We start from the raw sequence: 24,882 nt of genomic DNA on the forward strand, positions 1-24,882 counted from the left end.
TTCTACTGAGTTCCGTAAAATCCTACCGTCGGGTAGACTGTCGTCCTGTCGCCAGTTCTGCCCGGCAAGCCTCACCAAAATCGAGGAGAAAGTTCATCGCGCCGGAACGGGCAAGATCCCGGATTTCAGAGAGCGAGCGATTGGGCGTCAAATAGGTCTCGACGATCCTTACCATGGCCAGCTCGGCTGCATCCACGACCGGACGGGATGAGATCAGACGCATCTGGGCGACCAGTGCATAAAGCAGCACGAGGTCGGAAACGTCGTCCTTCTGGTGGCTTAGTGCGTCACCGTAAAGCCGCGTGGCTTCCGCGATGAAATCCGAAAACAGCTTTTCGCGTTTGGCAGCCTCGGCCTCGCGTTGTTTTTCCTTCACCTGTGATCGATGCGTCATCCACGTGCTGACAAACGAGGTTAGGCTGCCAATCGCGATGCCGGCGAGGCCCATCAGGGCGGAGATGTATGCGTCCATGAGAATTCTCCACTCGGAACGAACGCGGCGTGACTAGGAAAATGAGGAGACCGCTCACTGACACGCTCCGTACCCGGCGGAAGCGTCATCGGTACTTTTACCCCGCAAGCGGAGGACCTACCCATACGCCTTCTGGTACCGCGGGGATGCTGTTGACCAACCCGTCGAGCATTCCTTGCAGGACGTTCGCGGTCAGCTCCTTTGTCTTGTCGCCGGGGCCGACGAGTCGGTCCGCCAGCAGCAAAGTCAGACCGTGCATTTGGGACCAAAAAACGAGAATCGCCCCATCGATCGTGCGCGTATTGGCCTCGGTATCTGCAATTGGGCGCCCGAGAGCGCCGTCGGAAATCGCCTCAACGACAAGGGCTTTCATGTTGTAGGCCGCAGTTCTTTCGATCGCGGGACGCCCATCGTCCTGACCGGCAAGGTAGCCGCCGAACATCAATCGGTAGAGCGCCGGATTGTTGACGCCGCCGCAGACATATGCGCTCGCCATGGCTGCCAGCCGCTCGCGCGGACTGTCGAGTTCCCTGGTCGCTTCGGCCATCCGCTTCGCCAGCAGTTCGAACCCAACCGCCGAGACGGCTCCCAGCAATTCGCGCTTATCGGTGAAGTGTTTGTACGGGGCGTTGTGACTGACGCCCGCCCGACGTGCGAGCTCACGAAGCGAAAACTCTGTGCTTTGAGACTCGCTGAGGACGTCGAGTGCGGCCTCTACGATCGTCCTATGCAGGTCGCCATGGTGGTACGGGCGCTGGTCTTTCGTGGATATGTCTTGGGTCATGCCGTCCATTTAGATTGTTAAGTTGCTCATGTCAACATTCTGTCGAGATATGTTGACATTGTCCACTCTAGCACTTAAGTGGGCGATGTCAACATATCTGCGGCCGATCTGGAACGGCAGCGGGATCAATAACCGAGGTAAACTGCATGGCCGCTCAACATCCCGTCAAAAACAAGACGCACCGCATAGCGGAGCGTCCGCCATTCGAGCGTATCGCGCTGTTGTTGCAAGGCGGAGGGGCGCTCGGTTCATATCAGGCCGGCGTCTATCAGGCACTGGCCGAAGCCGGTCTGCATCCTGACTGGGTCGCCGGCATCTCCATCGGTGCCATCAACAGCGCTCTGATCGCCGGCAATCCACCTGAAAGGCGGGTGGAGGCGCTCCGGAGCTTTTGGGAAACGGTAACCGCCCCGGCTTACGGGTTTCCCACTCTGTTTTCGGCGATGCTGGGGGCGATGGGGCTCGAGGGTGATTTCGCGCGTGGCCTGCTCAATCAGGCACACGCCTTCGCCACCCTCATGGACGGCGCCACGGGCTTCTTCACGCCCCGTCCGGTGCCACCTTTCTTTTCATCCGCCGGCAGCATCGAGGCGGAAAGCTTCTACGACGTCGCACCGCTGAAGGCGACGCTGGAACGGCTGGTGGACTTTGACCGCATCAACACAGGGGCCATGCGTTTCAGCGTCGGCGCCGTCAACGTGCGCACCGGCAACTTCGAGTATTTCGACACCACGACCCACAACATCCGCCCCGAACATATCATGGCGAGCGGCTCCCTGCCGCCTGGCTTCCCCGCGACGAGGATCGACGGCGAGTGTTACTGGGACGGCGGCCTCATATCGAACACGCCGCTGCAATGGGTCCTCGATAACTCGCCGCGCCAGGACACGCTGGCCTTTCAGGTCGACCTCTGGAGCGCAAGTGGCGAGTTCCCGCGTGACCTCCTCGGAATCGAACTGCGGCAGAAGGATATCCGCTTCTCGAGCCGCACGCGCGCGGCGACCGACCATTTCAAGACGCAGCAGCGGCTGCGCCGCGCACTCGGCCATCTGGTCGAACTCGTCCCGCAGGACGCGCTGCTGCAAGCCGATCCGGAGATCAAGCTTCTCGTCGATCAGGCCGACGAGAAGGTCTACAACATCGTCCAGCTCATATATCGCGCCAAAAAATACGAAGCGAGCTCCAAGGATTACGAGTTCTCTCGCCTGACGATGGAGGAGCACTGGGCCTCCGGCTACAACGACGCCCTTCGAACATTGCGTCACCCCGAGGTGCTGCAGCGGCCCGGCACGCCGGACGGCGTCGCCATTTTCGACTTCGATTGAGTTTTCACCAAAGAGCAGAGCACGACCATGAAGATCGCCGCAGTCCGCGAAAATGCCTTCGCGATGCCGCTCAACAACCCGGCCTTTCCGAGGCCACCCTACAAGTTCTACAACCGCGAATTTGTCGTCATCAACTACCGGACCGATCCGGAGGCTCTTCGCGCCGTCGTGCCGGAGCCGCTGGAAGTGATCGGCGACACTGTCGCCTATGAATTCATCCGCATGCCGGATTCGACCGGCTTCGGCGACTATACGGAAACCGGGCAGGTCATTCCGGTGCGTTTCACGACGAGATCGGGCAAGGTGCAGGAAGGCAGCTACGTGCATGCCATGTATCTTGACGACAACTCTCCGATCGCCGGCGGCCGCGAGATCTGGGGCTTTCCGAAGAAGCTGGCAACGCCGAAGTTGTCGCACGAGCAGGAGACGCTCGTCGGGACGCTCCACTACGGCTCGGTTATGTGCGTGACGGCGACCATGGGCTACAAGCATCGCGAGCTGCCGCTGGAGCCGCTGGCAAAGGCCATGGCGAAGCCCGCCTTCGTGCTGAAGGTCATCCCGCACGTCGACGGTTCGCCCCGGATTTGCGAACTCGTGCGCTACTATCTCGAGGATGTGACGTTGAAGGGCGCATGGGTCGGGCCGGCAGCCCTGCAATTGTTCGAACACGCGATGTGCGACGTCGCGCGTCTACCCGTGCGCGAGGTCACCTCGGCCAGCCACTACATCGCCGACCTGACCCTCGGCCTCGGCGAGGTCGTATTCGACTACCTCCAAAACGACTGATCTCCCGCAACTGAAAGGAATTATCCATGTCTCGATTTGATGGAAGAGTAGCGATTATCACCGGAGCCGCGAGCGGCATCGGCAAGGAAATCGCGCTTCGCTTCGCAGCCGAAGGCGGCATTCCCGTGATCGCCGACCTCAATCTCGACGCCGCGACCGCAACGGCCGCCGAGATCAAGAGCAAGGGCGGCGATGCCTTCGCCGTGGCGATGAACGTCGCCGACGAAGAGCAGGTGGAAAAGGCCGTCGGCGAGGTGGTCGCCAGGTTCGGCAAGATCGACGTGCTGGTCAGCAACGCCGGCATCCAGATCGTTAAGCCGCTGGTCGACTTTCCCTTTGCGGATTGGAGAAAGCTGCTTTCGATCCATCTCGACGGCGCCTTTCTGACCACTCGCGCCTGCCTCAAGCACATGTATGCCGCCAATTACGGTCGGGTGATCTACATGGGTTCCGTGCACTCCAAGGAAGCCTCGAAGCTGAAGGGCCCCTATGTCACGGCCAAGCATGGCCTGATCGGACTGGCCAAGGTGCTGGCAAAGGAGGGAGCCGAGCACAACGTCACGGCCAACGTGGTCTGCCCCGGCTTCGTGCGCACGCCGCTCGTCGACAAACAGATCCCCGAACAGGCGCGGGAGCTCGGCATCAGCGAGGAGCAGGTGGTCAAGACGGTGATGCTCAAGGACACGGTCGACGGCGAGTTTACCAGCACCGATGACGTGGCCGACGCTGTTCTCTATTTCGCGGCGGCCAGGTCCAATGCCGTGACGGGTCAGTCGCTGGTCGTGAGCCACGGCTGGTTCATGCAGTAGGATCGATTGGACGACGCGCTTTGCGCGGCCGTGCGACAGGAACGCTCCAGCACCCGGACCAACTCTACCTCGCGACGAGCCACAGTGGGCTCGCGCTATCTCGTTCTTGAGTATCAAAGGAAATGAACATGGAAGTCTCTAATGGTTTGCGGCGGGCCCTCTTGAAGGCCTGGCGACTGTCTGTCGCCACCAGTCCGTCTGTTGACGGCGCAAGCGTGCGTCGCGTGACCGCGATACTGCGGCATGCCGTCCAAACTGCCACGCTCGGCATGTTCGTAGGATTTGCTGCGCTGCCGACAGCTCGAGCGGATGAGCCGACCCCGTCGGTAAAACCGGCGATCAGCGATGAGGCCGCGACCGCCGTTTCGCAGATGGGAAAGACGCTCCTTGCCAAGGACCTGACGATCACGGCGAGAACGATCAGCATTTACTTGGATCAGTCAGGACAACCGCTGCACATCTTCCATACGATGAAAATCACCGTGCGCCGTCCCGACCGGATTGCCGTCGAGTTTACCGGCGATGACGGCAAGCACGATCTGTTCTACGACGGCAAGGCGGCATCGGTCTTCTTTCCCGACACCAAGAAATACGCAACGATCCCGGCATCGGGCGACATACCATCTGCGCTCAACGAGGTGGCAACCAAGCTGGACGTCGATTTTCCGCTCGGCGCCCTTTTTGCAGACTTTCCAGACAAGGTCCTGTTGGGCGATGCCTTGGCCGCCTGGCAAGTGGGAACGGCTACCGTCGACGGCGTCGAGTGCCGGCATCTGTTTTTCTCTCAGAAGTCCGGCATCGATCTGGAATTGTGGGTCGAGAAGAATGCCGCGGCGACGCCGCATCGTCTGGTCGTCACCTACCAGTTGCTGCAGGGGCAACCAAGCTTCGTCGCCGAATTCGCGAGTTGGAAGATCCAACCCCCTCTGTCCGACTCCGAATTCACCTTTGAACCTCCCGCCGATGTGAAAAAGATCGACCCGACACCAGCCGTCGCATCGGGAACGAAAGGAAGCAAGTGATGAATTATCTGAAGCGCACCTGCTTTGCTTTTCTCGCTTTCACGGCCATTACATCGGACGCGGCCTTCGGTCAGTTTGCACCGCCCCCTGGCGGTCCGCCGCCCCTGCCGTCTGGAGGGCCACCCCATTTCCCGTCGGGAGGGCCGGGCGGGTTCCCACGTCCGCAGATAGGCCGCACCCCGCGTCCGCCGATGGCGAGCCACGGTCGGCCGCCGATGCGCGTGCAGAACCGTCCACCGGTGAACCCTCGTACTCGTGTGCCAAATGTCGGTGGCGCCAAGGGGCGATTGGCGGAAGGGCCCGGCCGCGGACGGGGCAACCTGTCCGGAAATATCCGCAACACGCTGAACTCGGGCGGTAACATCAACGGCAACCGCACCTTCATGAACTCCGGGGGCAATATCGTCGCAAAGGACTCAGGCAACCTCACTGTCAACAATTCCGGCGATCTCAAGGTCTCTGGCAACGGCAACGGATACTTTGGCCGTGGATATTATGGTCGTGGGGACCGCGGCGTTGGAGACTATGGTCACGGAGGGTATGGCCGTGGAGACTATGGCCGCTCTGACGGTGGAGACTATGGGCGTGGATACTATCGCCGCGAAGCCTACGTCCTGGGCGGGTATGCGGCAGGCGTCGCCGTCGGTGCTTCGGCCGCCTCGAGCACAGGCGGAACGACGTATTCTTCCAGTGGAGATCAGTCCGGATCTACTACGAGTTCCTCTGGCGCAGCGTCCTCGAGTTCGTCCCACAGCAGCGCTCCGGGTTCTGCTAACGCGGCGTCGTCGGGTTCGTCTCACGGGAGCTCTTCAGGTTCGTCACACGCCAGCTCTTCTGGCTCTTCTGGCGAGGTATATGCGAGCTCTTCCGATCAGAGCCGCTCCGACCGGCCCGTTGGCAGCGGAGAGGGCGGGTCGAACCAGAGCGGCGGCAATGGCAGGTCCCAGTCCGTCAATCCGCTGATTGCCGGCCTGTTTGAGAGCCTGCCACCGGAGGGCACGGCATGGTCATCGGAAGATGCGGTCGGTTGGCTTCAGGCTGCGGCCGCCAATCTACGGATCGTCTATAGGATCCAGGGAAACATCACGGTCACGGGCGAAGTTCCGCCGTCGGATGACAATCGCGTTCCTAGCGGAAATTAGATTCAGCTCAGCATGGGGAAGAGGTTTAGGCCGGACGTCGCACGACATCCGGCCTTTGCCAGCATAGAAAACTGCACAGCTCCGTCCGCTCTGAGGCACCTCGCCAAATCAGGCCATTCGTTCCGAACGCCGCAGAAGCCCGTTCATCACGAGGTTAATGTGCGCCTTCATAAGCGCCCTGCCGTCGATCGGCTTTCGATCGGCAAGCATGAGATGCCAGACGGCAACCTGAAAAATCGAACTCGCGAGCACGTCAGGCGTATCGGCCGCCGTATCATGTCTCAACTCTCCCGATTCCACGCCTTCGTCGACCAGGGCCGTGAGGGCTGCAAGCGTCGGTGCGATGAATAGCTCATGACGGCAATCGACCATTTCGGGAAGACGAGTTCCTTCGGCGACGGACAAGCGCAGGAGTTCTCTCGTCTTTCGGTCGTTGGCCGTGTTTTCATAAGCGATAAGCAGTAGGTCGCGGATCCTATCGGCGCAGGATCCTCGAAGGCTGCCGATGGCGGTCGACAGGTCTGCGGACGACGTCGACGCGTGGCGAAACATCTCCTGGAAAAGAACGTCCTTGGTCGGGAAATAGAGGTAGACCGTTCCCTTTGTTATCCGCAGTCGGGTTGCGACGTCTTCAACTCGCGTTGCCGCATAACCTTTTGCCGCGAACTCCTCGAATGCGGCCTCCAGTATTTCATGGGGACGCCGCGCCTTCCGTTCCGCCCGCGATGTTTTTTTAACAACTCGTTCCATCATCCAATTGGAATTATTTGGCTGTCCGGCGGCTAACCGCATCTGCTTCACCCATGCCTATGTTGCGCGTGTCAACATTTTCTGATGAAGATGTTGACATCGTCTACTTTAGCTATTAAGTGGGCGTTGTCAACATCGGGCGATGGCCTGTTAGGAGCAAAAAATGCAGTCCTTTCGATTGCTGGGAATTGGTCTCGCCTGCGCAGTCCTGGCTGCCTGCGAAGAGAAAGCTGAAGTTGCGCCGCCGCCGCAGCAGGTCCGCGTCGTCGCGGCAGCCGAGGCTCAGTATCAGCCGGGTGCGGAAATCACCGGCGAGGTGAAGGCGAGGGTCCAGACCGAACTCTCCTTTCGCGTCAGCGGCCGGGTTCTTGAGAGAAGGGTCGACGTCGGGTCGCATGTCCACGCCGGCGACGTCCTCGCCCGGCTCAACGACACGGAACAGCAGGCCGACGTCAGCGTCGCCCGTGCCGCGCTGGCGTCGGCGCAGGCCGTCGTTGCGCAGAAGACGCTCGCCTTCGACCGGGCGAAATCACTCCTGCAGTCGCAGGCCGTTCCGAGGGCGGTCTTTGATGATGCCCAGAAGGAGCTGCTGAGCGCACAGGCTTCGCTCGAGGCCGCCGAGGCCGCGCTCGCGACGGCAGAGGACGCTCTGTCCTACACCGAGCTGAAGGCCGCCGCGGACGGCATCATCACGGCGCGCAGCATTGAAGCCGGGCAGGTGGTGTCAGCAGCGCAGTCGGCCTTCACGCTCGCCCATGACGGGCCACGAGACGCAGTGTTCGACGTCTTCGAGGCGTTCTTTCTGGATGGCCGACCGCTGAACGATGTCGAGGTCGCACCGGTCTCCGACCTTGCGAGCGACGTCCACGCCAGCATTCGCGAGGTCTCTCCCGTCATAGACGCGAAGGCAGGCACGATCCGGATCAAGGTGGGGCTGCAGGACGGCGCGCCATGGCCACTCGGAACGCCTGTCGTGGGCAAGCTGCGCACCTCGCCGCGCGACGGAATCGTGCTGCCCTATACCGCGATCGCATCAGCCGGGGGCGAACCTGCCGTGTGGCTCGTCAACACTCAAAACCAATCCGTTTCGCTCCGTAAGATCTCGGTCGACCGATATCGCCAAAGCGATTTCGTCGTCACCGGCGGCGTCGCCGCACAAGACCTGATCGTCACCGAAGGCGGAAAGTTCCTCAAGGAAGGCCAGGCCGTCGCCTGGGAAGGCAAGTGAGATGACCCTCAATCGCATATATACCTCTCTCCCGCTTCTTCTGTCAGTGTCGCTGCTTGCAGGCTGCGATCAGAGCTCCGTCGCAGGGGAGGAGACAGCTCCCCGCCCTGTCAAAGTCGTCATGGCCGCGGCCGAACAGGACAAAATCGTAAGTTTGCCCGGCGTGGTGCGAGCCCGCATCGAGACCGACCTGGCGTTTCGGACGCTGGGGCGAATGGTCTCTCGCAAGGTCGATGTCGGTGACCTTGTGCACAAGGGCGATGTCCTGGCGGAAATCGATCCGCTCACTCTGCAGCTCGCGGTCACGAGCGCGGAGGCCGAACTCCGCAACGCCCAGGCGCAGTTGGAGAACGCAGCGACGACGGAAACCCGCAAGCGAAGGCTCGTTCAGAGCAATGCGGCGAGCGTTGCCGATCACGATCTTGCCGAACAGCAACTCAAATCGGCTACCGCCAATGCTGCGAAAGCGACGGCGAGCCTTGCGAAGGCGCGCGAGCAGCTGGGCTACGCCGAGCTGAAAGCTGAGTTCGATGGCGTCGTGACCGCCACGTCCGCAGAAATGGGCGAGACCGTTTCTGCCGGCCAACCGGTCTTGAAACTGGCACGCCTCGAGCAGCGCGACGTGGTCGTCGACGTGCCGGAAGCGCAGTTCCGTCGCGTTCGCCTGGATGACCGCTTCAACGTCGCCCTCCAGCTCGACAGCAGGATCCAGGCGACTGGCGTGGTCCGCGAGATCGCACCGCAGGCCGATCCCAATACCCGCACCTATCGGCTGAAGATCGGGATCGATCAGGCGCCGGACATCTTCCGCCTTGGCGCCGTGGTCACTGCGACGCCGCTTGTCGGAGAAAGGAAGGAGGCGATCACGCTGCCGCTCTCCGCCATCCGCCATAAAGACGGTACCAGCCAGGTATGGGTGGTAGATCGCTCGACAGCCACAGTCGCTCCGAGAGCGGTTGAACTGGAAGGTCCGGCGTCCGCCCCCCGCTCTGTCCTGGTTCAAGCGGGCCTGCGGGAAGGGGAAGAGATCGTCATCGCCGGAGTCGATGAACTCACCGATGGACAGAAAGTGCAACTCGGACAGGAGCCACGCCCGTGAACAAATTCAACCTTTCTGACTGGGCGCTCGAGCATCGTTCTCTCGTCTGGTACTTCATGATCATGTTCGCGGTGGCCGGCGCCTTTGCCTATCTCGGGCTCGGCCGCGAGGAGGATCCGTCCTTCACGATCAAGACGATGGTGATCCAGGCCCAGTGGCCGGGCGCTTCTGCCCAGGAGGTGACGCAGCAGGTTACCGATCGCATCGAAAAGAAGCTCCAGGAACTCGACAAACTGGAACATACCCGCAGCATTACGACTGCCGGTCAAACGATCGTCTTCGTCGATTTGCTGCCGGATACGAACGCGCGGGATGTAAAGCCCACCTGGTCGCGCGTCCGCAACTTGATTGACGATATCAAGCACGAATTCCCCCAAGGCGTGGTCGGACCCTTCTTCGATGACCAGTTCGGCGACGTCTATGGCAACATCTTTGCCTTCACGGCAGACGGCCTCAGTCAGCGAGAACTGCGCGATTTCGCAGAGGATGCCCGAACACAGATCCTCAACATCCCCGACGTCGGCAAGGTCGACATCGTCGGCGCGCAGGACGAGGTGATCTACCTCGAGTTCTCCACCCGCAAGATCGCCGCCCTCGGCATCGACCGCTCCGCCATCATTGCGACGCTGCAGGCGCAGAACGCCGTCACCCAGTCCGGCTTTGTCGAAACGGGGCCGGAGCGGGTCGCTTTGCGGGTCGGCGGGCGTTTCATCTCTGAAGACACCTTGCGGGGGATCAATCTTCGAGTAAACGACCGGTTCTTCCCGCTGACCGACGTCGCCACGATCACCCGTGGCTACGTCGACCCGCCGACGTCGCTCTTCCGCTTCAACGGAAAGCCCGCCATCGGGCTCGCGATCGGCATGAAGACGGGCGGCAATGTGCTTGCCTTCGGCGAAGCGCTTGACAAGACGATGAGCAAAATCACCCAGGAGCTTCCGGTCGGCGTCTCCGTCGAACAGGTATCCGACCAACCGAAGGTGGTTGAGGAGGCAGTCGGCGGCTTTACGAAAGCCCTGTTCGAGGCAGTCGCGATCGTGCTCGCGATCAGCTTCATCAGTCTGGGGATGAGGGCCGGCCTGGTGGTGGCAATCGCGATCCCGCTCGTTCTCGCCATCACGTTCATGGTCATGTTCTACACCGGCATATCGCTGCAGCGCATCTCGCTTGGAGCGCTGATCATCGCGCTCGGCCTCCTCGTCGACGACGCCATGATCGCCGTCGAGATGATGGTTGCACGGCTGGAAGTGGGCGACAGTCTCACGAAGGCCGCCACCTACGTCTACACATCGACTGCGTTTCCCATGTTGACCGGCACTCTGGTTACGGTCGCGGGCTTCATCCCCGTCGCTTTCAACAAGAGCAACGCAGGCGAGTTCACCTTCACGCTCTTTGTCGTCATCGCGGTTTCGCTCGTCGTTTCATGGGTGGTCGCGGTCGTGTTCACGCCCCTGATCGGGGTGACCATTTTACCAAAGACAATGAAGAAGCACGCTGAGCATAAGGGTCGGTTTGCGAAGGCGTTTTCGAACCTGCTGCAATTCTGCCTGCGCTGGCGCTGGATGACGATCGTCGCAACGGTCCTTCTCTTCGCTGGATCAATCGTTGGCCTGTCGATGGTGCAACAGCAATTTTTCCCGAGCTCTGACCGTCCGGAACTGATCGTCGACTGGAACCTGCCGCAGAACAGTTCGATCGCCGAAACGAGCCGCCAGATGGCCCAGTTCGAGCATGAGATGCTGGCTGGCAACCCTGGCATCGAGCATTGGTCGACATATGTTGGCAGGGGTGCGCCGCGCTTCGTTCTTTCCTTCGACGTGCAGCCGGCTGACGTTTCTTTCGGCCAGACGGTCATTGTCACCAAGGGACTGGACGTCAGGGACAAGCTGAAGCAGCAGATGGAAACCTACCTTCAGAAGACGTTTCCGGGAACGGACGCTTACGTGAAGCTTCTGGACATCGGGCCTCCGGTTGGCAAGCCGATCCAGTACCGTGTGTCAGGCGAAAATCTGCAGACGGTGCGCGACCTGGCACAGAAGCTGGGCTCGATTGTCGGCACTTATCCTTCCCTCAGGAACATTGCCTTCGACTGGAACGAGCCGGCCCGTGTCGTCAAGATAGACGTACTGCAGGACAAGGCCAGACAGCTCGGCGTCTCGTCCCAGGACATCGCAATGGCACTCAACACTGTCGTACAAGGAAATGCCGTAACGCAGGTCCGGGACGACATCTATCTGGTCGATGTCATCGGCCGTGCCGCGGAAAAGGAGCGCGGCTCGATCGACACCCTGCTTGACCTGCAACTGCAGAGCAGCAGCGGTCAATCCGTGCCGCTGTCATCGGTCGCAACCTTCCACTACGAGCTCGAACAGCCGACAATCTGGCGCCGCGACAGAATTCCGACCATCACGATCAAGGCCGGGATCGGCGATGCGACGCAGCCGGCGACCGTTGTGAAGGCACTCTCCGACAAGGTTTCGGCTTTCGAAAAGACGATGCCGGCCGGGTATTCGGTCAAGATCGGCGGCGCGGTCGAGGAAAGCGCCAAGTCGCAAGGTCCGATCGCGAAGGTGGCGCCGGCTATGTTCGTCATCATGGCGACGCTGCTGATGATCCAGCTTCAGAGCTTCCACAGGCTGTTCCTGGTCTTCTCGGTAGCTCCGCTCGCCCTTATCGGCGTCGTCGTGGCACTGCTCGCCAGCAATTCGCCGCTTGGGTTCGTCGCACTCCTGGGTGTGCTCGCGCTGGTCGGAATCCTCATCCGCAACTCCGTGATCCTGATCGTGCAGATCGAGGAGCTGCGCGCAGAGGGAATGTCGGCATGGAAGGCGGTGGTGGAGGCGACCGAACACCGCATGCGGCCGATCATGCTCACTGCCGCGGCCGCGACTCTGGCCCTGATCCCGATCTCGCATGAGATTTTCTGGGGTCCGATGGCTTACGCGATGATGGGTGGGATCGTCGTCGGAACGGCGCTGACGCTTCTCTTCCTGCCGGCGCTCTACGTCGCCTGGTTCCGGATTCCTCGCGAAGCCGAGCAGCACTGAGATGACCATATCCCTCTCACTCCCTGGGCGCATTGCCCAGGGTCTCACCGGCTTTGGATTTGGGTTCGGCAAGGCGATCGCTGCCCGCGTGGGCCGAGCCGTCTCGGTCTTTGTGGCCCTGTCACTCGTTACATCGGGTTGCGCCAACCGGGTGCAGGATGTCCTGCAGCCTCTCGCCGTGGCCCCGGCCGGCACGAGCCGGGTCACCATGCTCGTCGCCACGACACGCAAGCCTTCGGAGGATCCCGGCAAACTCTTTTCCGGCGACCGCGGGACGGCGATTTCCCTTAACAGCGTCGACGTATCCATCCCGCCCGATCGGAACCGCAAGATCGGAGAGGTGCAGTGGCCGTCCCGCATGCCGCCCAACCCGCAAAGGGAGTTTGCGGTCACGCAGGTTGCCAAGGTGCAATCCGAGGGCCAAGCGTTCGACTGGTACCGGAAGAATCGAAACACCAAGCATCAGGTCATCATTTTCGTGCATGGCTTCAACAACACCTATGCCGATGCCGTCTTCCGCTTCGCGCAGATCGTCCATGACTCGGGAACCGACGCCGCACCGATCCTCTTCACCTGGCCATCAAGGGGCCGTGTCTTCGATTACCTCTACGACAAGGAGAGCGCCAACTATTCGCGTCGCGCTCTGGAGGATCTGATCCTCCAGGCTGTGAACAGTCCCGACGTCTCCGATGTGACGATCCTCGCCCATTCCATGGGCGGCTGGCTTGCGGCCGAGGCGCTGCGAGGCGTCGCCATGCGCGAGAAATCAATCCCGACGAAGGTGAAGAACGTCGTTCTCGCATCGCCGGACATCGACATCGACGTGTTCCGTCGCCAGTTCACCGAGATGGGGCCGAAGCGGCCGCACTTTGTGATCCTGACATCGACACGTGACAAGGCGCTGGAGATGTCGAGCTGGCTATCGGGTGGCGTCAGCCGCGTCGGCGGGTCCGATCTCAGACCCTATGCGCCTCTTCTCGACCAACTCGGCGTTTCCGTTATCGACACCAGCGCCATCGCGACGAATGATCCGCTCGGCCACAATGCCTTCGCCGACAGTCCTGAGATCGTGCGCCTGCTCGGGCGGCGGCTGGCAGGGCAGAGCCTCGAGGGCGGAAAGGCAAGCGTTGCCGATCAGATCGGGATGACGGCTGCCAATTTCGCCGGCTCGGCAGCGCGCGTAGCCGTTGCGGCGCCAGTCGCGGTCATCAGCCCGGAGGCGCGAGAAATCCTGAAGCGGGAGCTCTCCTCGAATGGGGGAAAGATGGTGGATGGTCAAATTGCGTACTGATCGTCAGCCGCCTCGATCAGACCCGTCCAGCATGCGGACTAGATAGGATTGGCAAATGGAAGTTGGCACGACTGTAAGAAACCAGCCACGAGCTGACTACATCTCATCGATCGTCGAAGCCGGCACGGCAGCGTGCCGGCTGTACGGGCCCACGAAAACAAACGTCGTCGATATCGCTCGACTGCTGGGGAAGTCGCCGGCAAGTGTGTACAAAATCTTCCCCTCCAAGGCGGCGATTTGGGATGCCATTGCCGGGAATTTTTTCGAAACTGACCTCCGCTTCACGCCGTCTGCCGACGGCGAGCTCACCAGTGCGGCGAGCCGCCTGAAAGAAACCGCGCTCGGACAACACCGCCTGATGCTGCAGGCACGTCACGGCGACAGCCAGATGTTCGACCTCGTTGTTCTCGCCGCAGACGGCAGTTGGCCATCATTCAGAGACCATCTGAAGCGACTTGAGGCGTATGTGAGGGAGCTCGTTTGCGCCGGCATCGCGACTGAAGAGTTCGTTCCGAGGAATGTTGACGCGGCCGCATCCTGCTTTTGCGCCTCAATCATCTCCCTATGGGACCCAAGAATTATTGGCGCCCTGCCTTCGAGTCACTGTCAGCTATCAGCTCATGAACTCGTTTCCTTTGTAGTTGCAGCTCTCCGGCCAAGCTCCCCAGGCGAGGAGAGCATGGCCGCGAAATGACGCCCCCATATGCGGCCGCTAGGCCGCGAGGATGGTGATCCCGTACGAATTGGCGGCCGCAGTCATGCGAGCGATGGTTTCCGCCGAAGGGCTGGCCTTCGGTGGCTCGGTCGTGCCTTCCGCTTCGATAAACTCGGCCATCTCATGATCGACGACCGCGGAAAAGACCACGGGGACGGTTCCGCGGTTGGAATAGCCGTGCACCATGAAGGGCGGGATCGTGACGATGTCGCCGGCGCTGGCTTCGATCTCTTCGGGGCCGCTATCGCTCAGGCGCCAGATCGTCAAGCGTCCCTCGATGATGCGGAACACTTCCGGGCTCGCATGCGCATGTTTCGGCGTCCGGCTGCCTGATGGCACGGTGACGTCGAAGATATTGAGCCAGGTTCCGCTGATTCTAAGCCGCCGCTCGACGCGGTCACCGAGGACGAAAAACCGCTTTGCCTCGTTGCTCGCAGGCATTTTCACAAATGAGTTGGACATCATGTCTCTTTCTTTTTCTTACAGGGCTTCTTCTTATGGGTTTTTTCTTGCGGGCGCAGCCGTTAGACCTTTGCGCTGCCTTTGACAACCCACCCTGTTGTTGGGGGTAACATCGCCGAACGCGCTTCAAAGAAGCGCCCTACGTCAGCCGAAGCGATGAACAAACGGCTCCGTTGCCAGGGGTTCAACGCCGCTCGCGCGCCACTGCGTCACGAGACTGTCGGGGCCGATATCGGTACTTCGGGGCGTTTCCGCAAGGTCCGCCAATGCCGCATCAGCTATGCGGAAATGACTGAGGCCGGAGAGTTCGAAAGGCTCGGCGCCTGTAATACCGCCGACACAGAAGGGGCGCATAGAACGCGGCGGCCGTTCTTGGAGCCGTCCTTCCACGCCGTCCCGGCATTCACATTGATGGAGCGTATCCATGTCCTCTCTTCCCGTCGTCGGCGCCGCCATGACGCTCGATGAAGTCGAACTTCACCGTGACTGGCTGTTCGAAAAGTCCCGCGATCTCGAATTGCAAAGCTTCGTCGATGCCGAGATTCTGAACGGCGACTGGGCGCCGCTCGCCGCCCGCGCCAGAAGGCTTCTCGACGGTCATGGCGGCCGCCTCGGCATTCACGGCCCGTTCTGGGGCTTTACCATCGCCTCGGAAGATCCCGATATCCGCGCCATCGTCACCCGGCGCCTGCTGCAGGGCCTTGATGTTTGCGCTGCCATCGGCGCGACGCATATGGTGATCCACAGCCCTTATACGTCCTGGTCCTACAACAACCTCGACGACAATGCCGGCGCCCGCGAAGCCTTGGTCGAGCGCACGCACATGACCCTGCGAGACGCCGTCCGGCGCGCCGAGGATATCGGCTGCACCATGGTGATCGAGAACATCGAGGACAAGGATCCGCATATTCGCGTGGCGCTTGCCGAGAGCTTCAACTCACCCGCCGTCACCGTCTCGATCGATACCGGCCACGCCCATTATGCCCATGGCTATACCGGTGCTCCGCCGGTCGATTATTACGTCAAGGCCGCCGGCAACCGCCTGCAGCATGTCCACCTGCAGGATGCCGACGGATATGCCGATCGCCATTGGAGCCTCGGCGAAGGCTCGATCCACTGGCACGCCGTCTTTAGGGCCCTTGCCAAACTCGAAAGCAATCCGCGCCTCATCATCGAGATCAAGGACAAGTCGAAGATCCCGGCCTCTGCTGCCTATCTCGCCTCGATCGGTCTGGCTGAATAACGCTGTTGTTTATCCTCTGGGCACTTGGGCTGGCTCCCTCTTCTCCACAGCGGGGAGAAGGTGGCCCGAAGGGTCGGATGAGGGGGCCACACGGCACGCCATTTATTGCCCTTTGCTTGCGCTCAGCGCACGCGCTCCTATCGTCGCGCACCCCCTCATCTGCCTGCCGGCATCTTCTCCCCGCTGGGGAGAAGCGGACTTGTGGCAACGTCTTGCCGTCTCTCTTTAGCCTGGAGCAAGGATATGTCGGGCGACAATGCCGTATGCTCCCTCCTGTCCCCTCACGAAAACCGGGTGATCACGCTGATCCCCGTGGCCTCAGCCTTGTCGAGCGCAATCAGCGCCGGCACGGCCTCCTCGAGGCTGATCCGCCGTCCGATCAGCTTCTGCGGCGCGATCTTGCCGGCCGAAAGCATCGACAGCATGGCATCGTAACGCCAGGCCTGCATGCCGTGGCTGCCGTAGATTTCCAGCTCGTGGCCGATCACCTGCGCCATTGGAATCTGCGGCGTCGCCTGTTCACCGAGCATCAGCCCCACCTGCACATGCCGCCCGCGCCGGCGCAGGTTCTTGATCGAGTTGAAGCAGGTGACGGGATGGCCGAGCGCGTCGATCGAGACATGCGCGCCGCCCTTGGTGATCTCGCACACCGCTTCCGCCACGTCGGCGACGCCTGATGCATTGACCGTCGCCACCGCCCCGCACTCCCGCGCAAAGGCGAGCTTCTCTTCGGAGATGTCGATGCCGATCGCATTCGCTCCAAGCGCCGTGGCGATCATGATTGCCGACAGGCCGACGCCGCCGCAGCCATGCACGGCGATCCATTCGCCGGGCCCGGTGCGGGCCTGGTCGGCAACGGCGCGAAACGAGGTGGCGAAGCGGCAGCCGAGGCTTGCCGCCGTCGCATCGTCGATCGTGTCGGGCAGGTGCACCAGATTGGTATCGGCATAATCGATCGCCACATATTCGGCGAACGACCCCCAATGGGTGAAGCCCGGCTGGAACTGGTTCGGGCAGACCTGCTGGTTGCCGGAATGGCATTCGCTGCAATGGCCGCAGCCGGAAACGAAGGGCACGGTCACCCGGTCGCCCACCTTGAAACGCATCACGCCGCGGCCGGTGGCGACGATCCGCCCGGCAAGCTCGTGTCCCGGCACATGCGGCAGGCGGATATCGGGGTCGTGGCCCATCCAGCCGTGCCAGTCGCTGCGGCAGAGCCCGCTGGCCCCGACCGATATGACGACACCGTCCTCTGTCGGTGTCGGATCGGCAACGGTGCGGATTTCGGGCGCCTGTTCGAAGGCTTCGTAGAACATGGCTTTCATCGGCGTCTTCCCTTGCTGCTTATCCGCTGTTGCGCCCATCATCGCATGCGGCAGGCAGCCATTCCAACATTCCATTCCATCATTTTTGCTGATGCACCCATCGATGAAGCTGCCGTTGCTGCGCACGAATATTGCGGCCTGGCGCCATTCCCCGGCATTTTCTTGCTTCCGTGTTTCCGCTCGGGATTTGTCCTTGACCCGGCTTGCCGCGGCGGTTTTTCCTTCTCCGGCTTCAGGAGGAAACCATCATGGCCGTCGATACATCACCCCGTTCAACCACCTGGACTCATGTCGATGGAGAATGGCTCCCCGGCAATCCACCGCTGATCGGGCCGACGTCGCATGCCATGTGGCTGGGCTCTACGGTCTTCGACGGCGCCCGCTGGTTCGATGGCATCGCGCCGGATCTCGACCTGCATTGCCAGCGCATCAACCGCTCGGCGCTCGCCATGGGCCTGAAGCCGGTGAAATCAGCCGAGGAGATCGTAGCGCTCGCCTGGGAAGGTGTTGCGAAATTCGATGGCGCGACGGCGATCTATATCAAGCCGATGTATTGGGGCGAACACGGTTCGCCCGGCAGCGTCGTCGCCGTCGACGGGGAATCGACCCGCTTCGCGCTCTGCCTGTTCGAGGCGCCGATGGGCGGCCATGGCGGCACCAGCCTCACCGTCTCGCCCTATCGCCGCCCGTCGCCGGAAACGGCGATGACCGAGGCGAAGACCGGCTCGCTCTATCCAAACAGCGGCCGCATGATCGCCGAAGCGCGCAGCCGCGGTTTCGACAATGCGCTGGTGCGCGACCTGAACGGCAACATCGTCGAGACCGCTTCCTCGAACGTCTTCATGGTCAAGGACGGCGTGGTGATGACGCCGGCCGCCAACCGCACCTTCCTCGCCGGCATCACTCGCGCCCGCGTCATCGGCCTGCTGCGCCAGGCCGGTTTCGACGTCGTGGAAGCGGCACTCGCTGTCGAGGATTTCATGCAAGCCGACGAGATCTTCACCACCGGCAACTATTCCAAGGTCGTCAGCGTCACCCGCCTCGACGACCACAATCTCCAGGAAGGCCCGTTCACCCGCAAGGCGCTGGAACTCTACATGGATTGGGCCTACGGCCGCAGCGAAAGCGAGGAGTGAGGAGAGGTCCCGCGAAGCGGGAGCAATCGATCCAGTGAATCGATTGCAACGACGAACGCCCGAAGCGCAAGCGCAGGGCTGCAGCGGTTCGGCGGATCGGAGCCCAGCCCGCCCCTCATCCGCCTGCCTGCACCTTCTCCCCGCTTGCGGGGCGAAGGGGGATAGCCGCAGCCTCTCAGTTCACGCAAGGGTCGTCAAAAGTACTCATCTCGCCTGTAGAAATTGCCGTAGAGGTGCGTCAGCACCGAATTGGCTGCCAATTTTTCTTCATCGCTGTCGCCATAAACCAGTTTGGGCGGATCGCTTTCGCTAAAGATGAGAGCGACAAAATGATTGTAGCCCGCGCCGGCGATCCCTGTCGAAACGTCGCGCCCCTCGATGATCGTACCGTTCTGTGCAGAGCCACTCGCGGCTGCCGCCGCTTCGAAACGCGATTTATTGAAAATGACGTACCATAGCCAAGGATCGAACAAAGGCACGGTGATCATCGTCCCAAAACAAACCGGAACAATGATGATAGCAATAAGACGACTCACCATTCCACGGATACGACGACGAAATAACGCGACTAATGCGCCGATAAACCAAACGAACAGTATGCCCGCGACCGAGAGAAAGAGCAGCGGCCCTCCCAATAGATCGAAGAGTCCTCGTAGCCCATTGGCCGAATCAAGCGGCCAAAATTCCAAGGCGCGATGGTAAGCTGCACACGCGGTGCCAAGAAAAGCGGCGATGACCATTCGCCGAACATTCCAAATGTCTATGGGCACAGCCGACACACCATCCTGTTGTTTTTCATAGTCGAATGGTGTCCAGCGAAGTCGAGGCATTTTTGGGGCCGAACGGCATTGCTGCCGAATTCCGCTGTGTTGCAGTGAAGGGTGACCTCCAATGTAAAATTGCCCCTCACGTCATCCACTTCCGATGCTCCGCAAATCTCTCCGCCAGGAGATCGATGAACAGCCGCACCTTCGTCGGCAGATGGCTGCGGTTGGGATAGACCGCGTTGATGTTGAACTCGATCGGCCGGTAGTCCGGCATGATCTTCACCAGCCGCCCTTCGGCGATGTCGTCGAACACCACGAAACTCGGCGCCAGGAAGATGCCCCGCCCGGTCAGCGTCAAGAAGCGCAGCATCTCGGCGCTGTTGGAAACGACGTTGCCGCTGATCTTGACGCTCTCCATTTTGCCGTCGCCATCCTCGAAGCGCCATTCGTCGCCATAGGGGTAATAGGCATATTGTAGGCAGTTGTGGTCGGCGACCTCGGCCGGCGTCTTCGGCATCGGATGGCTCTCGAAATAGGCCGGCGAGCAGACGAGCATATGGCGCCAGGGCGTCAGCTTGCGGGCGACGAGCGACGAATCCGGCGGCGGTACGGTGCGCATCACCAGGTCGTAGCCATCCTCGATCATGTCGACCGTCCGCTCGCCGACGCTGAAATCGAGTGAGATCGACGGATAGAGCTCCATATATTCGCTGACGACAGGCAAGAGGAAACGCACGATGGCGCTGCTGGTATAGACCTTCAGCGTGCCGCGCGGCGTCGAACTCAGCGCGCCTGCCGTCCGGTCCGCCTCTTCCAGCTCGGCGAGGATCTGCAAAGAGCGCTCATAGTAATATTTGCCGGTTTCCGTCAGGCTGACCTTGCGCGTCGTGCGGTTAAGCAGCCGCACGCCGAGCCGGTCCTCCAGCGACTGCACGTGATTGCCGACCATAGTGACGGACATGTTGAGCCGACGCGCGGCGGCGGAAAAACCACCGCATTCCACCACCCGGCCAAAGACTGTGAGGCTTGTCAGCCGATCCATATTGCCCTCGGATTATCCGCTGAGAGTTGATGATCCTTCCCGATTTAAGCAGATTATCAAAATGAATGTCAGGGTGCATTTTCCGTCTCATCGAACATGGCCTCTCACAGAGGAGGCCAACGGTGAAGGAGAATTACGATGGTCGAGTTACCCCGCGTTTTCGAAAGTGACAGGCAGGCCGAGCAGATCCTGGCCGAGGAAGCCGCCAGGGCGCCTGCCGCCGAGGCGCCCCCCATGCATGTCTCCGAAGCGCCGGTCGCCGGAGCCCCGGTTGCGGAAGCGCCCAAAAAGTCCGGCCGCCGTATCGTCAAGCGCGCCGTCCTTGCCGCCGCGCTGCTTGCCGGCGTCGCTTTCGCAGGCGATTTCGGCTACCGCTACTGGACGGTCGGCCGCTTCATCGAATCCACCGACGATGCCTATGTGAAGGCCGATTACACCACTGTCGCCCCGAAGGTCGCCGGCTATATCAGCCAGGTGCTGGTCAACGACAATGACGCGGTCAAGGCCGGCCAGGTTCTCGCCCGCATCGACGACCGCGACTTCCAGGCCGCACTGTCGCAGGCCAGAGCCGATGTGAAGGCAGCCGAGGCCGCCATCACCAATATCGATGCCCAGATCTCCCTGCAGCAATCGGTGATCGAGCAGGCGAGGGCGACAATCGAGGCCTCGCAGGCATCGCTGGATTTTGCCGTATCCGATGCCGCCCGCTCGGCCCGCCTGATCACCAACGGCGCCGGCACCCAGTCTCGCGCCGAGCAGACCCAGTCGGCCCGTGACCAGGCCGCTGCCGCCGTCGAGCGTGACCGGGCAGCCCTCGTCACGGCTCAGAATAAGGTGCCGGTGCTGCAGACCGAGCGCGAACAGACGGTTGCCCAGCGTGACCGTGCGGCCGCCGCCGTCCAGCAGGCAGAGCTCAACCTCTCCTATACTGATATCGTCGCCGCCGTCGACGGCACGGTCGGCGCCCGGTCTATCCGGGTCGGCCAGTATGTCACCTCGGGCACGCAGCTGATGGCGGTCGTTCCGCTGCATGCGGTCTATGTCGTCGCCAATTTCAAGGAAACGCAGTTGACCTATATCAGCCCCGGCCAGCCGGTCGAGATCAAGGTCGACAGCTTTCCCGATATCTCGATCAAGGGTCATGTCGACAGCGTTTCGCCGGCAAGCGGGTTGGAATTCTCGCTGCTGCCACCGGACAATGCCACCGGCAATTTCACCAAGATTGTCCAGCGCATCCCGGTCAAGATCGTCATCGACGACGAGGCGCTGAGCGGCCTGTTGCGCTCGGGCATGTCGGTCGAGCCGGAAATCGATACCAAGGCTGCCCAGACCCAAGCTGCCGAGACCAAGCCTGCCCAAGCCCCTGGAACAGCCGGGGAGGGATAATCCAGCCACGCTGGATGATCCTTCCCTTCTTCGCCCAATTATCCCGATCATTCCCGAATGATCCCGATCATTCCCCGAATGATCACCCGAACCCCGTCATGAGAAAGTTTCCCGCGAGAGCTGGAAGGAGATAAGCCATGGCCACTCTTCAGATCGCAGCCAACAGCAATGCGCTGGCGCCCCCCGCCGTTGCAGCGCCCGCGACACCTGCGGCGATGAGCCCACTTCGCATGTGGGCAGCCGTTGTCGGCTCGACGCTCGGTGCCTTCATGGCCGTCCTCAACATCCAGATCGTCAATGCCTCGCTTGCCGATATCCAGGGCGCGATCGGCGCCGGCACCGATGACGGCGGCTGGATTTCGACCTCCTATCTGATCGCCGAGATCGTCGTCATTCCGCTCAGCGCCTGGCTGGCGCGGGTCTTCTCGCTCCGCAATTACCTGCTCACCAACGCCATCCTCTTCCTCATCTTCTCCGTTGCCTGCGCCTTCGCGGCCAATCTGCAGCAGATGATCATCCTGCGCGCCATTCAGGGCTTTTCCGGCGGCGTGCTGATCCCGATGGCCTTCACCATCATCATCACCCTGCTGCCCAAGGCCAAGCAGCCGATCGGCCTCGCGCTCTTTGCCCTGTCTGCCACCTTCGCGCCGGCGATCGGCCCGACGATCGGCGGTTATCTCACCGAGAACTGGGGCTGGGAACATATCTTCTATGTCAACCTGGTACCCGGCGCGCTGATGGTCGGCCTGCTCTGGGCCTCGCTCGACCGCGCGCCGATGAACCTGAAGCTGCTCGCCAAGGGTGACTGGCCAGGCATCATCACCATGGCAATCGGCCTCGCCGCCCTGCAGACCGTGCTGGAAGAGGGCAACAAGGAAGATTGGTTCGGCTCCGATTTCATCCTCCGCCTGTCCGTTATCGCCGCCGTCTCGCTGACGCTGTTCCTGATCATCGAGCTGAAGACCGCCAATCCGCTGCTGAACCTGCGCCTGCTCGTGCGCCGCAACTTCGGCTTCGGCATCGTCGCCAATTTCCTGCTCGGTATCGCGCTTTACGGCTCGGTCTTCGTGCTGCCGATCTATCTGACCCGCATCCAGGGCTATAATTCCGAGCAGATCGGCATGGTTCTCGCATGGACCGGCATCCCGCAGCTGCTGCTGATCCCGCTGGTGCCGCAGCTGATGAAGCGTTTCGACGTTCGCCTGCTGATCGTCGTCGGCTTTGCCCTCTTCGCCGCCTCGAACTTCATGAACGTGCACATGACCGGCGATTATGCGAGCGACCAGCTGTTCTGGCCGAACATCGTCCGCGCGATCGGTCAGGCGCTCGTCTTCACCCCGCTTTCGGCGATCGCTACCGCCGGCATCGAGCAGGAGAATGCCGGTTCGGCTTCGGCACTCTTCAACATGATGCGCAATCTCGGCGGCGCCGTCGGCATCGCCTCGCTGCAGACCTTCCTGTCGAAGCGCGAGCAGTTCCACTCGAACATCCTGACCAACTCAGTCTCGGTCTTCGAGGAAGCCACCCGCGATCGCATCGCCAGGCTCACCGGCTACTTCATGAGCCACGGCGTCAGCGATCAGGCGCTCGCCGGCCACAAAGCCGTCGTCGTCATCGCGCTCAAAATACGCAAGCAGGCCAATATCATGGCCTTCAGCGACACCTTCTTCCTGCTCGGTGTCGCCCTCGTCGTCGCCCTGCTTGCAAGCCTGCTTCTGAAAAAACCCGGTCAACTCTCTGGCGGCGGCGCCCACTAGCGCCCTGCCTCCCTTAAGGAGGAGAAAGCCATGACGTCAGCGATCTATGCTCCCGATGCCGACAGGCTCCAAACGAAGACCGCCGGCCCTGCCGTCAGCGCGGCTGCGCTGCTCTCCATCATCGAATGGCTCTCCGGCGATGAATGCCACGCGCTCGATGAAGCGGGCCTCGTCTCCGGCCTCGGTCGCCGGCTTCAGGCGCTCGGCCTGCCGGTCGACCGGTTGACGCTGCATCTGATGACACTGCATCCCGAGTTCATCGGCCGCACCATCGCCTGGGCGCCGGGTGAACCGGTCGAGATCCACGATCGGGAACACGGCGCCCGCGTCGCCATATCAAATACGCCGCTGCGCAAGGTCATGGAAACCCGCGAGCCGCTGGTCGTCGATACCGGCGAAAGCGTGCATGGCCGCTGGCAACATATCGATGTCTTTGCAGATCGCGGCCTGATGCAGCTCGTCATCGCGCCGCTCTGCAATGTCGATGGCCCGGTCAGCGCCGCCGTCTTCGGCACGAAGCGGCCGGGCGGCTTCACCGTCTCCGAGCGTCAGGTGATCGAGCGCATCCTGCCGGCGCTGCGCAACACCAGCGAGTTGCGCATTCTGCGCCAGGTCGAGCTCAGCCTGCTCGATACCTATATCGGCCCATTGACGGCAAGCCGCATCCTAGCCGGGCGCATCCGCCGCGACGAGATCGAATCGATGGAGGCGGCACTGCTGCTTTGCGATCTGCGCGGCTTTACCGAGCTGTCGAACCGGCTGCCCGGCAGCACCGTGCTCGGGCTGCTGAACGCCTATTTCGACAGGATCGTGCCGGCCATCACCCGCGAGGGCGGCGAGGTGCTGAAGTTCATGGGCGACGCCGTGCTCGCCTTCTTCCCGGGTTATGATGCCGCCCATTCCTGCGGCGCCGCCCTGGCATCGGCCCGCGCCATCCTCGATGAGATCGACCATTTCCAGTACGAGGGCATCGGAGTCAAAGCCGGCATCGCCCTGCATTACGGCGAGGTCAGCTATGGCAATGTCGGCTCCGGCCGCCGCCTCGATTTCACCCTGATCGGCGGCGACGTCAATCTGGTCAGCCGCATCCAGACCGCCTGCAGCGAACTCGGAGAGGCCTTGCTGATGTCGGCGCCGTTTCGCGACGAGGCCGGGGCAGGGGATGTGGTGTCGGTCGGGGCGCACAGGCTGAAGGGTTTTGCCGATCCGGTCGAGCTGTTTACGATCGTGCGGTAGATACCAAGCCGCTCACTTGCATAAAACGCATGGCAGGTTTGCCCGAAACGGCTTCGTC

The 24,882-nt window shown here is 61.6% G+C and carries 22 protein-coding genes; 14 read left to right on the forward strand and 8 right to left on the reverse strand.

Translation table 11 applies throughout. The annotated features are described in order from the left end of the window. Nucleotides 1–22: 22 nt before the first annotated feature. Both CUJ84_RS04835 and CUJ84_RS04840 read right to left on the reverse strand, forming a co-directional pair. Nucleotides 23–472: a hypothetical protein gene (locus CUJ84_RS04835; RefSeq protein ID WP_105005406.1), complete on the reverse strand. Its 450-nt coding sequence runs from the start codon at nt 470–472 to the stop codon at nt 23–25. 97 nt (nt 473–569) lie between these two features. Continuing rightward, the gene (locus CUJ84_RS04840) at nt 570–1,256 is read right to left on the reverse strand and encodes a TetR/AcrR family transcriptional regulator (RefSeq protein ID WP_105008089.1); all 687 of its coding nucleotides are present in this window, start codon (nt 1,254–1,256) and stop codon (nt 570–572) included. Between the two features lie 146 nt (nt 1,257–1,402). Between CUJ84_RS04840 and CUJ84_RS04845 the strand changes: the two genes are divergently transcribed. The 4 genes from CUJ84_RS04845 (at nt 1,403) to CUJ84_RS04860 (ending at nt 5,198) form a co-directional block, all read left to right on the forward strand. After that, a complete protein-coding gene (locus tag CUJ84_RS04845) occupies nt 1,403–2,581 on the forward strand; it encodes a patatin-like phospholipase family protein (protein ID WP_105005407.1) in 1,179 nt (392 codons plus the stop codon). Between the two features lie 27 nt (nt 2,582–2,608). Continuing rightward, nucleotides 2,609–3,367, forward strand: a complete 759-nt coding sequence (locus CUJ84_RS04850; RefSeq protein ID WP_105005408.1) for an acetoacetate decarboxylase — start codon at nt 2,609–2,611, stop codon at nt 3,365–3,367. A 26-nt stretch (nt 3,368–3,393) separates the two neighbouring features. Beyond that, the gene (locus tag CUJ84_RS04855; protein ID WP_105005409.1) at nt 3,394–4,176 is read left to right on the forward strand and encodes a 3-hydroxybutyrate dehydrogenase; all 783 of its coding nucleotides are present in this window, start codon (nt 3,394–3,396) and stop codon (nt 4,174–4,176) included. Between the two features lie 128 nt (nt 4,177–4,304). Beyond that, entirely contained in the window at nt 4,305–5,198 is an 894-nt protein-coding gene (locus tag CUJ84_RS04860) for a DUF2092 domain-containing protein (protein WP_105005410.1), read from the forward strand. A 1,250-nt stretch (nt 5,199–6,448) separates the two neighbouring features. On the opposite strand, the gene CUJ84_RS04870 is transcribed toward CUJ84_RS04860, so the two are convergent. Then, on the reverse strand, nt 6,449–7,132 hold the full coding sequence (locus CUJ84_RS04870; RefSeq protein ID WP_245457530.1) for a TetR/AcrR family transcriptional regulator: 684 nt from the start codon (nt 7,130–7,132) through the stop codon (nt 6,449–6,451). 121 nt (nt 7,133–7,253) lie between these two features. Between CUJ84_RS04870 and CUJ84_RS04875 the strand changes: the two genes are divergently transcribed. Genes CUJ84_RS04875 through CUJ84_RS04895 form a run of 5 tightly spaced genes read left to right on the forward strand, consistent with a single transcriptional unit; the run spans nt 7,254 to nt 14,449 of the window. Then, nucleotides 7,254–8,318, forward strand: a complete 1,065-nt coding sequence (locus tag CUJ84_RS04875) for an efflux RND transporter periplasmic adaptor subunit (protein WP_105005412.1) — start codon at nt 7,254–7,256, stop codon at nt 8,316–8,318. Nucleotide 8,319: 1 nt separating this feature from the next. After that, nucleotides 8,320–9,417, forward strand: coding sequence for an efflux RND transporter periplasmic adaptor subunit (locus CUJ84_RS04880; protein WP_199788773.1), 1,098 nt, complete (start codon nt 8,320–8,322; stop codon nt 9,415–9,417). Beyond that, complete coding sequence (locus CUJ84_RS04885; RefSeq protein ID WP_105005413.1) at nt 9,414–12,464, forward strand: efflux RND transporter permease subunit; 3,051 nt, start codon at nt 9,414–9,416, stop codon at nt 12,462–12,464. The genes CUJ84_RS04880 and CUJ84_RS04885 overlap by 4 nt, the downstream gene beginning before the upstream one ends. Before the next feature lies 1 nt (nt 12,465). Continuing rightward, the gene (locus tag CUJ84_RS04890) at nt 12,466–13,755 is read left to right on the forward strand and encodes an alpha/beta hydrolase (protein WP_105005414.1); all 1,290 of its coding nucleotides are present in this window, start codon (nt 12,466–12,468) and stop codon (nt 13,753–13,755) included. A gap of 55 nt (nt 13,756–13,810) precedes the next feature. Further along, nucleotides 13,811–14,449: a TetR family transcriptional regulator gene (locus CUJ84_RS04895; RefSeq protein ID WP_105005415.1), complete on the forward strand. Its 639-nt coding sequence runs from the start codon at nt 13,811–13,813 to the stop codon at nt 14,447–14,449. 18 nt (nt 14,450–14,467) lie between these two features. Here the strand turns inward: CUJ84_RS04895 and CUJ84_RS04900 are convergent, their stop codons facing one another. Next, entirely contained in the window at nt 14,468–14,935 is a 468-nt protein-coding gene (locus CUJ84_RS04900) for a cupin domain-containing protein (RefSeq protein ID WP_105005416.1), read from the reverse strand. 141 nt (nt 14,936–15,076) lie between these two features. Next, entirely contained in the window at nt 15,077–15,358 is a 282-nt protein-coding gene (locus tag CUJ84_RS38215) for a hypothetical protein (protein ID WP_245457531.1), read from the reverse strand. Between CUJ84_RS38215 and CUJ84_RS04905 the strand changes: the two genes are divergently transcribed. Continuing rightward, entirely contained in the window at nt 15,357–16,175 is an 819-nt protein-coding gene (locus tag CUJ84_RS04905) for a sugar phosphate isomerase/epimerase family protein (RefSeq protein ID WP_105005417.1), read from the forward strand. The genes CUJ84_RS38215 and CUJ84_RS04905 overlap by 2 nt on opposite strands. A gap of 281 nt (nt 16,176–16,456) precedes the next feature. On the opposite strand, the gene CUJ84_RS04910 is transcribed toward CUJ84_RS04905, so the two are convergent. Continuing rightward, nucleotides 16,457–17,500 carry a zinc-dependent alcohol dehydrogenase family protein gene (locus tag CUJ84_RS04910; RefSeq protein WP_105008092.1) on the reverse strand — a complete coding sequence of 348 codons (1,044 nt, stop codon included), beginning with the start codon at nt 17,498–17,500 and terminating at the stop codon, nt 16,457–16,459. 248 nt (nt 17,501–17,748) lie between these two features. Here CUJ84_RS04910 and CUJ84_RS04915 point away from each other — a divergent pair, with 248 nt between their 5' ends. After that, a complete protein-coding gene (locus CUJ84_RS04915; protein WP_017993381.1) occupies nt 17,749–18,636 on the forward strand; it encodes a branched-chain amino acid aminotransferase in 888 nt (295 codons plus the stop codon). 194 nt (nt 18,637–18,830) lie between these two features. Here the strand turns inward: CUJ84_RS04915 and CUJ84_RS04920 are convergent, their stop codons facing one another. Next, nucleotides 18,831–19,376: a hypothetical protein gene (locus CUJ84_RS04920; RefSeq protein WP_020486940.1), complete on the reverse strand. Its 546-nt coding sequence runs from the start codon at nt 19,374–19,376 to the stop codon at nt 18,831–18,833. A gap of 166 nt (nt 19,377–19,542) precedes the next feature. Continuing rightward, the gene (locus CUJ84_RS04925) at nt 19,543–20,445 is read right to left on the reverse strand and encodes a LysR family transcriptional regulator (RefSeq protein ID WP_017993383.1); all 903 of its coding nucleotides are present in this window, start codon (nt 20,443–20,445) and stop codon (nt 19,543–19,545) included. A gap of 138 nt (nt 20,446–20,583) precedes the next feature. Here CUJ84_RS04925 and CUJ84_RS04930 point away from each other — a divergent pair, with 138 nt between their 5' ends. From CUJ84_RS04930 to CUJ84_RS04940, 3 genes are all read left to right on the forward strand, one after another. Beyond that, the gene (locus CUJ84_RS04930; protein WP_105005418.1) at nt 20,584–21,831 is read left to right on the forward strand and encodes an HlyD family secretion protein; all 1,248 of its coding nucleotides are present in this window, start codon (nt 20,584–20,586) and stop codon (nt 21,829–21,831) included. A gap of 137 nt (nt 21,832–21,968) precedes the next feature. Beyond that, a complete protein-coding gene (locus CUJ84_RS04935) occupies nt 21,969–23,588 on the forward strand; it encodes an MDR family MFS transporter (RefSeq protein WP_017993385.1) in 1,620 nt (539 codons plus the stop codon). Nucleotides 23,589–23,618: 30 nt separating this feature from the next. After that, nucleotides 23,619–24,824, forward strand: a complete 1,206-nt coding sequence (locus CUJ84_RS04940; protein WP_105005419.1) for an adenylate/guanylate cyclase domain-containing protein — start codon at nt 23,619–23,621, stop codon at nt 24,822–24,824. The last annotated feature ends 58 nt before the right edge of the window (nt 24,825–24,882 follow it).

It is taken from the genome of Rhizobium leguminosarum (assembly GCF_002953715.1).
In the GTDB taxonomy this organism is placed as follows: domain Bacteria; phylum Pseudomonadota; class Alphaproteobacteria; order Rhizobiales; family Rhizobiaceae; genus Rhizobium; species Rhizobium leguminosarum_V.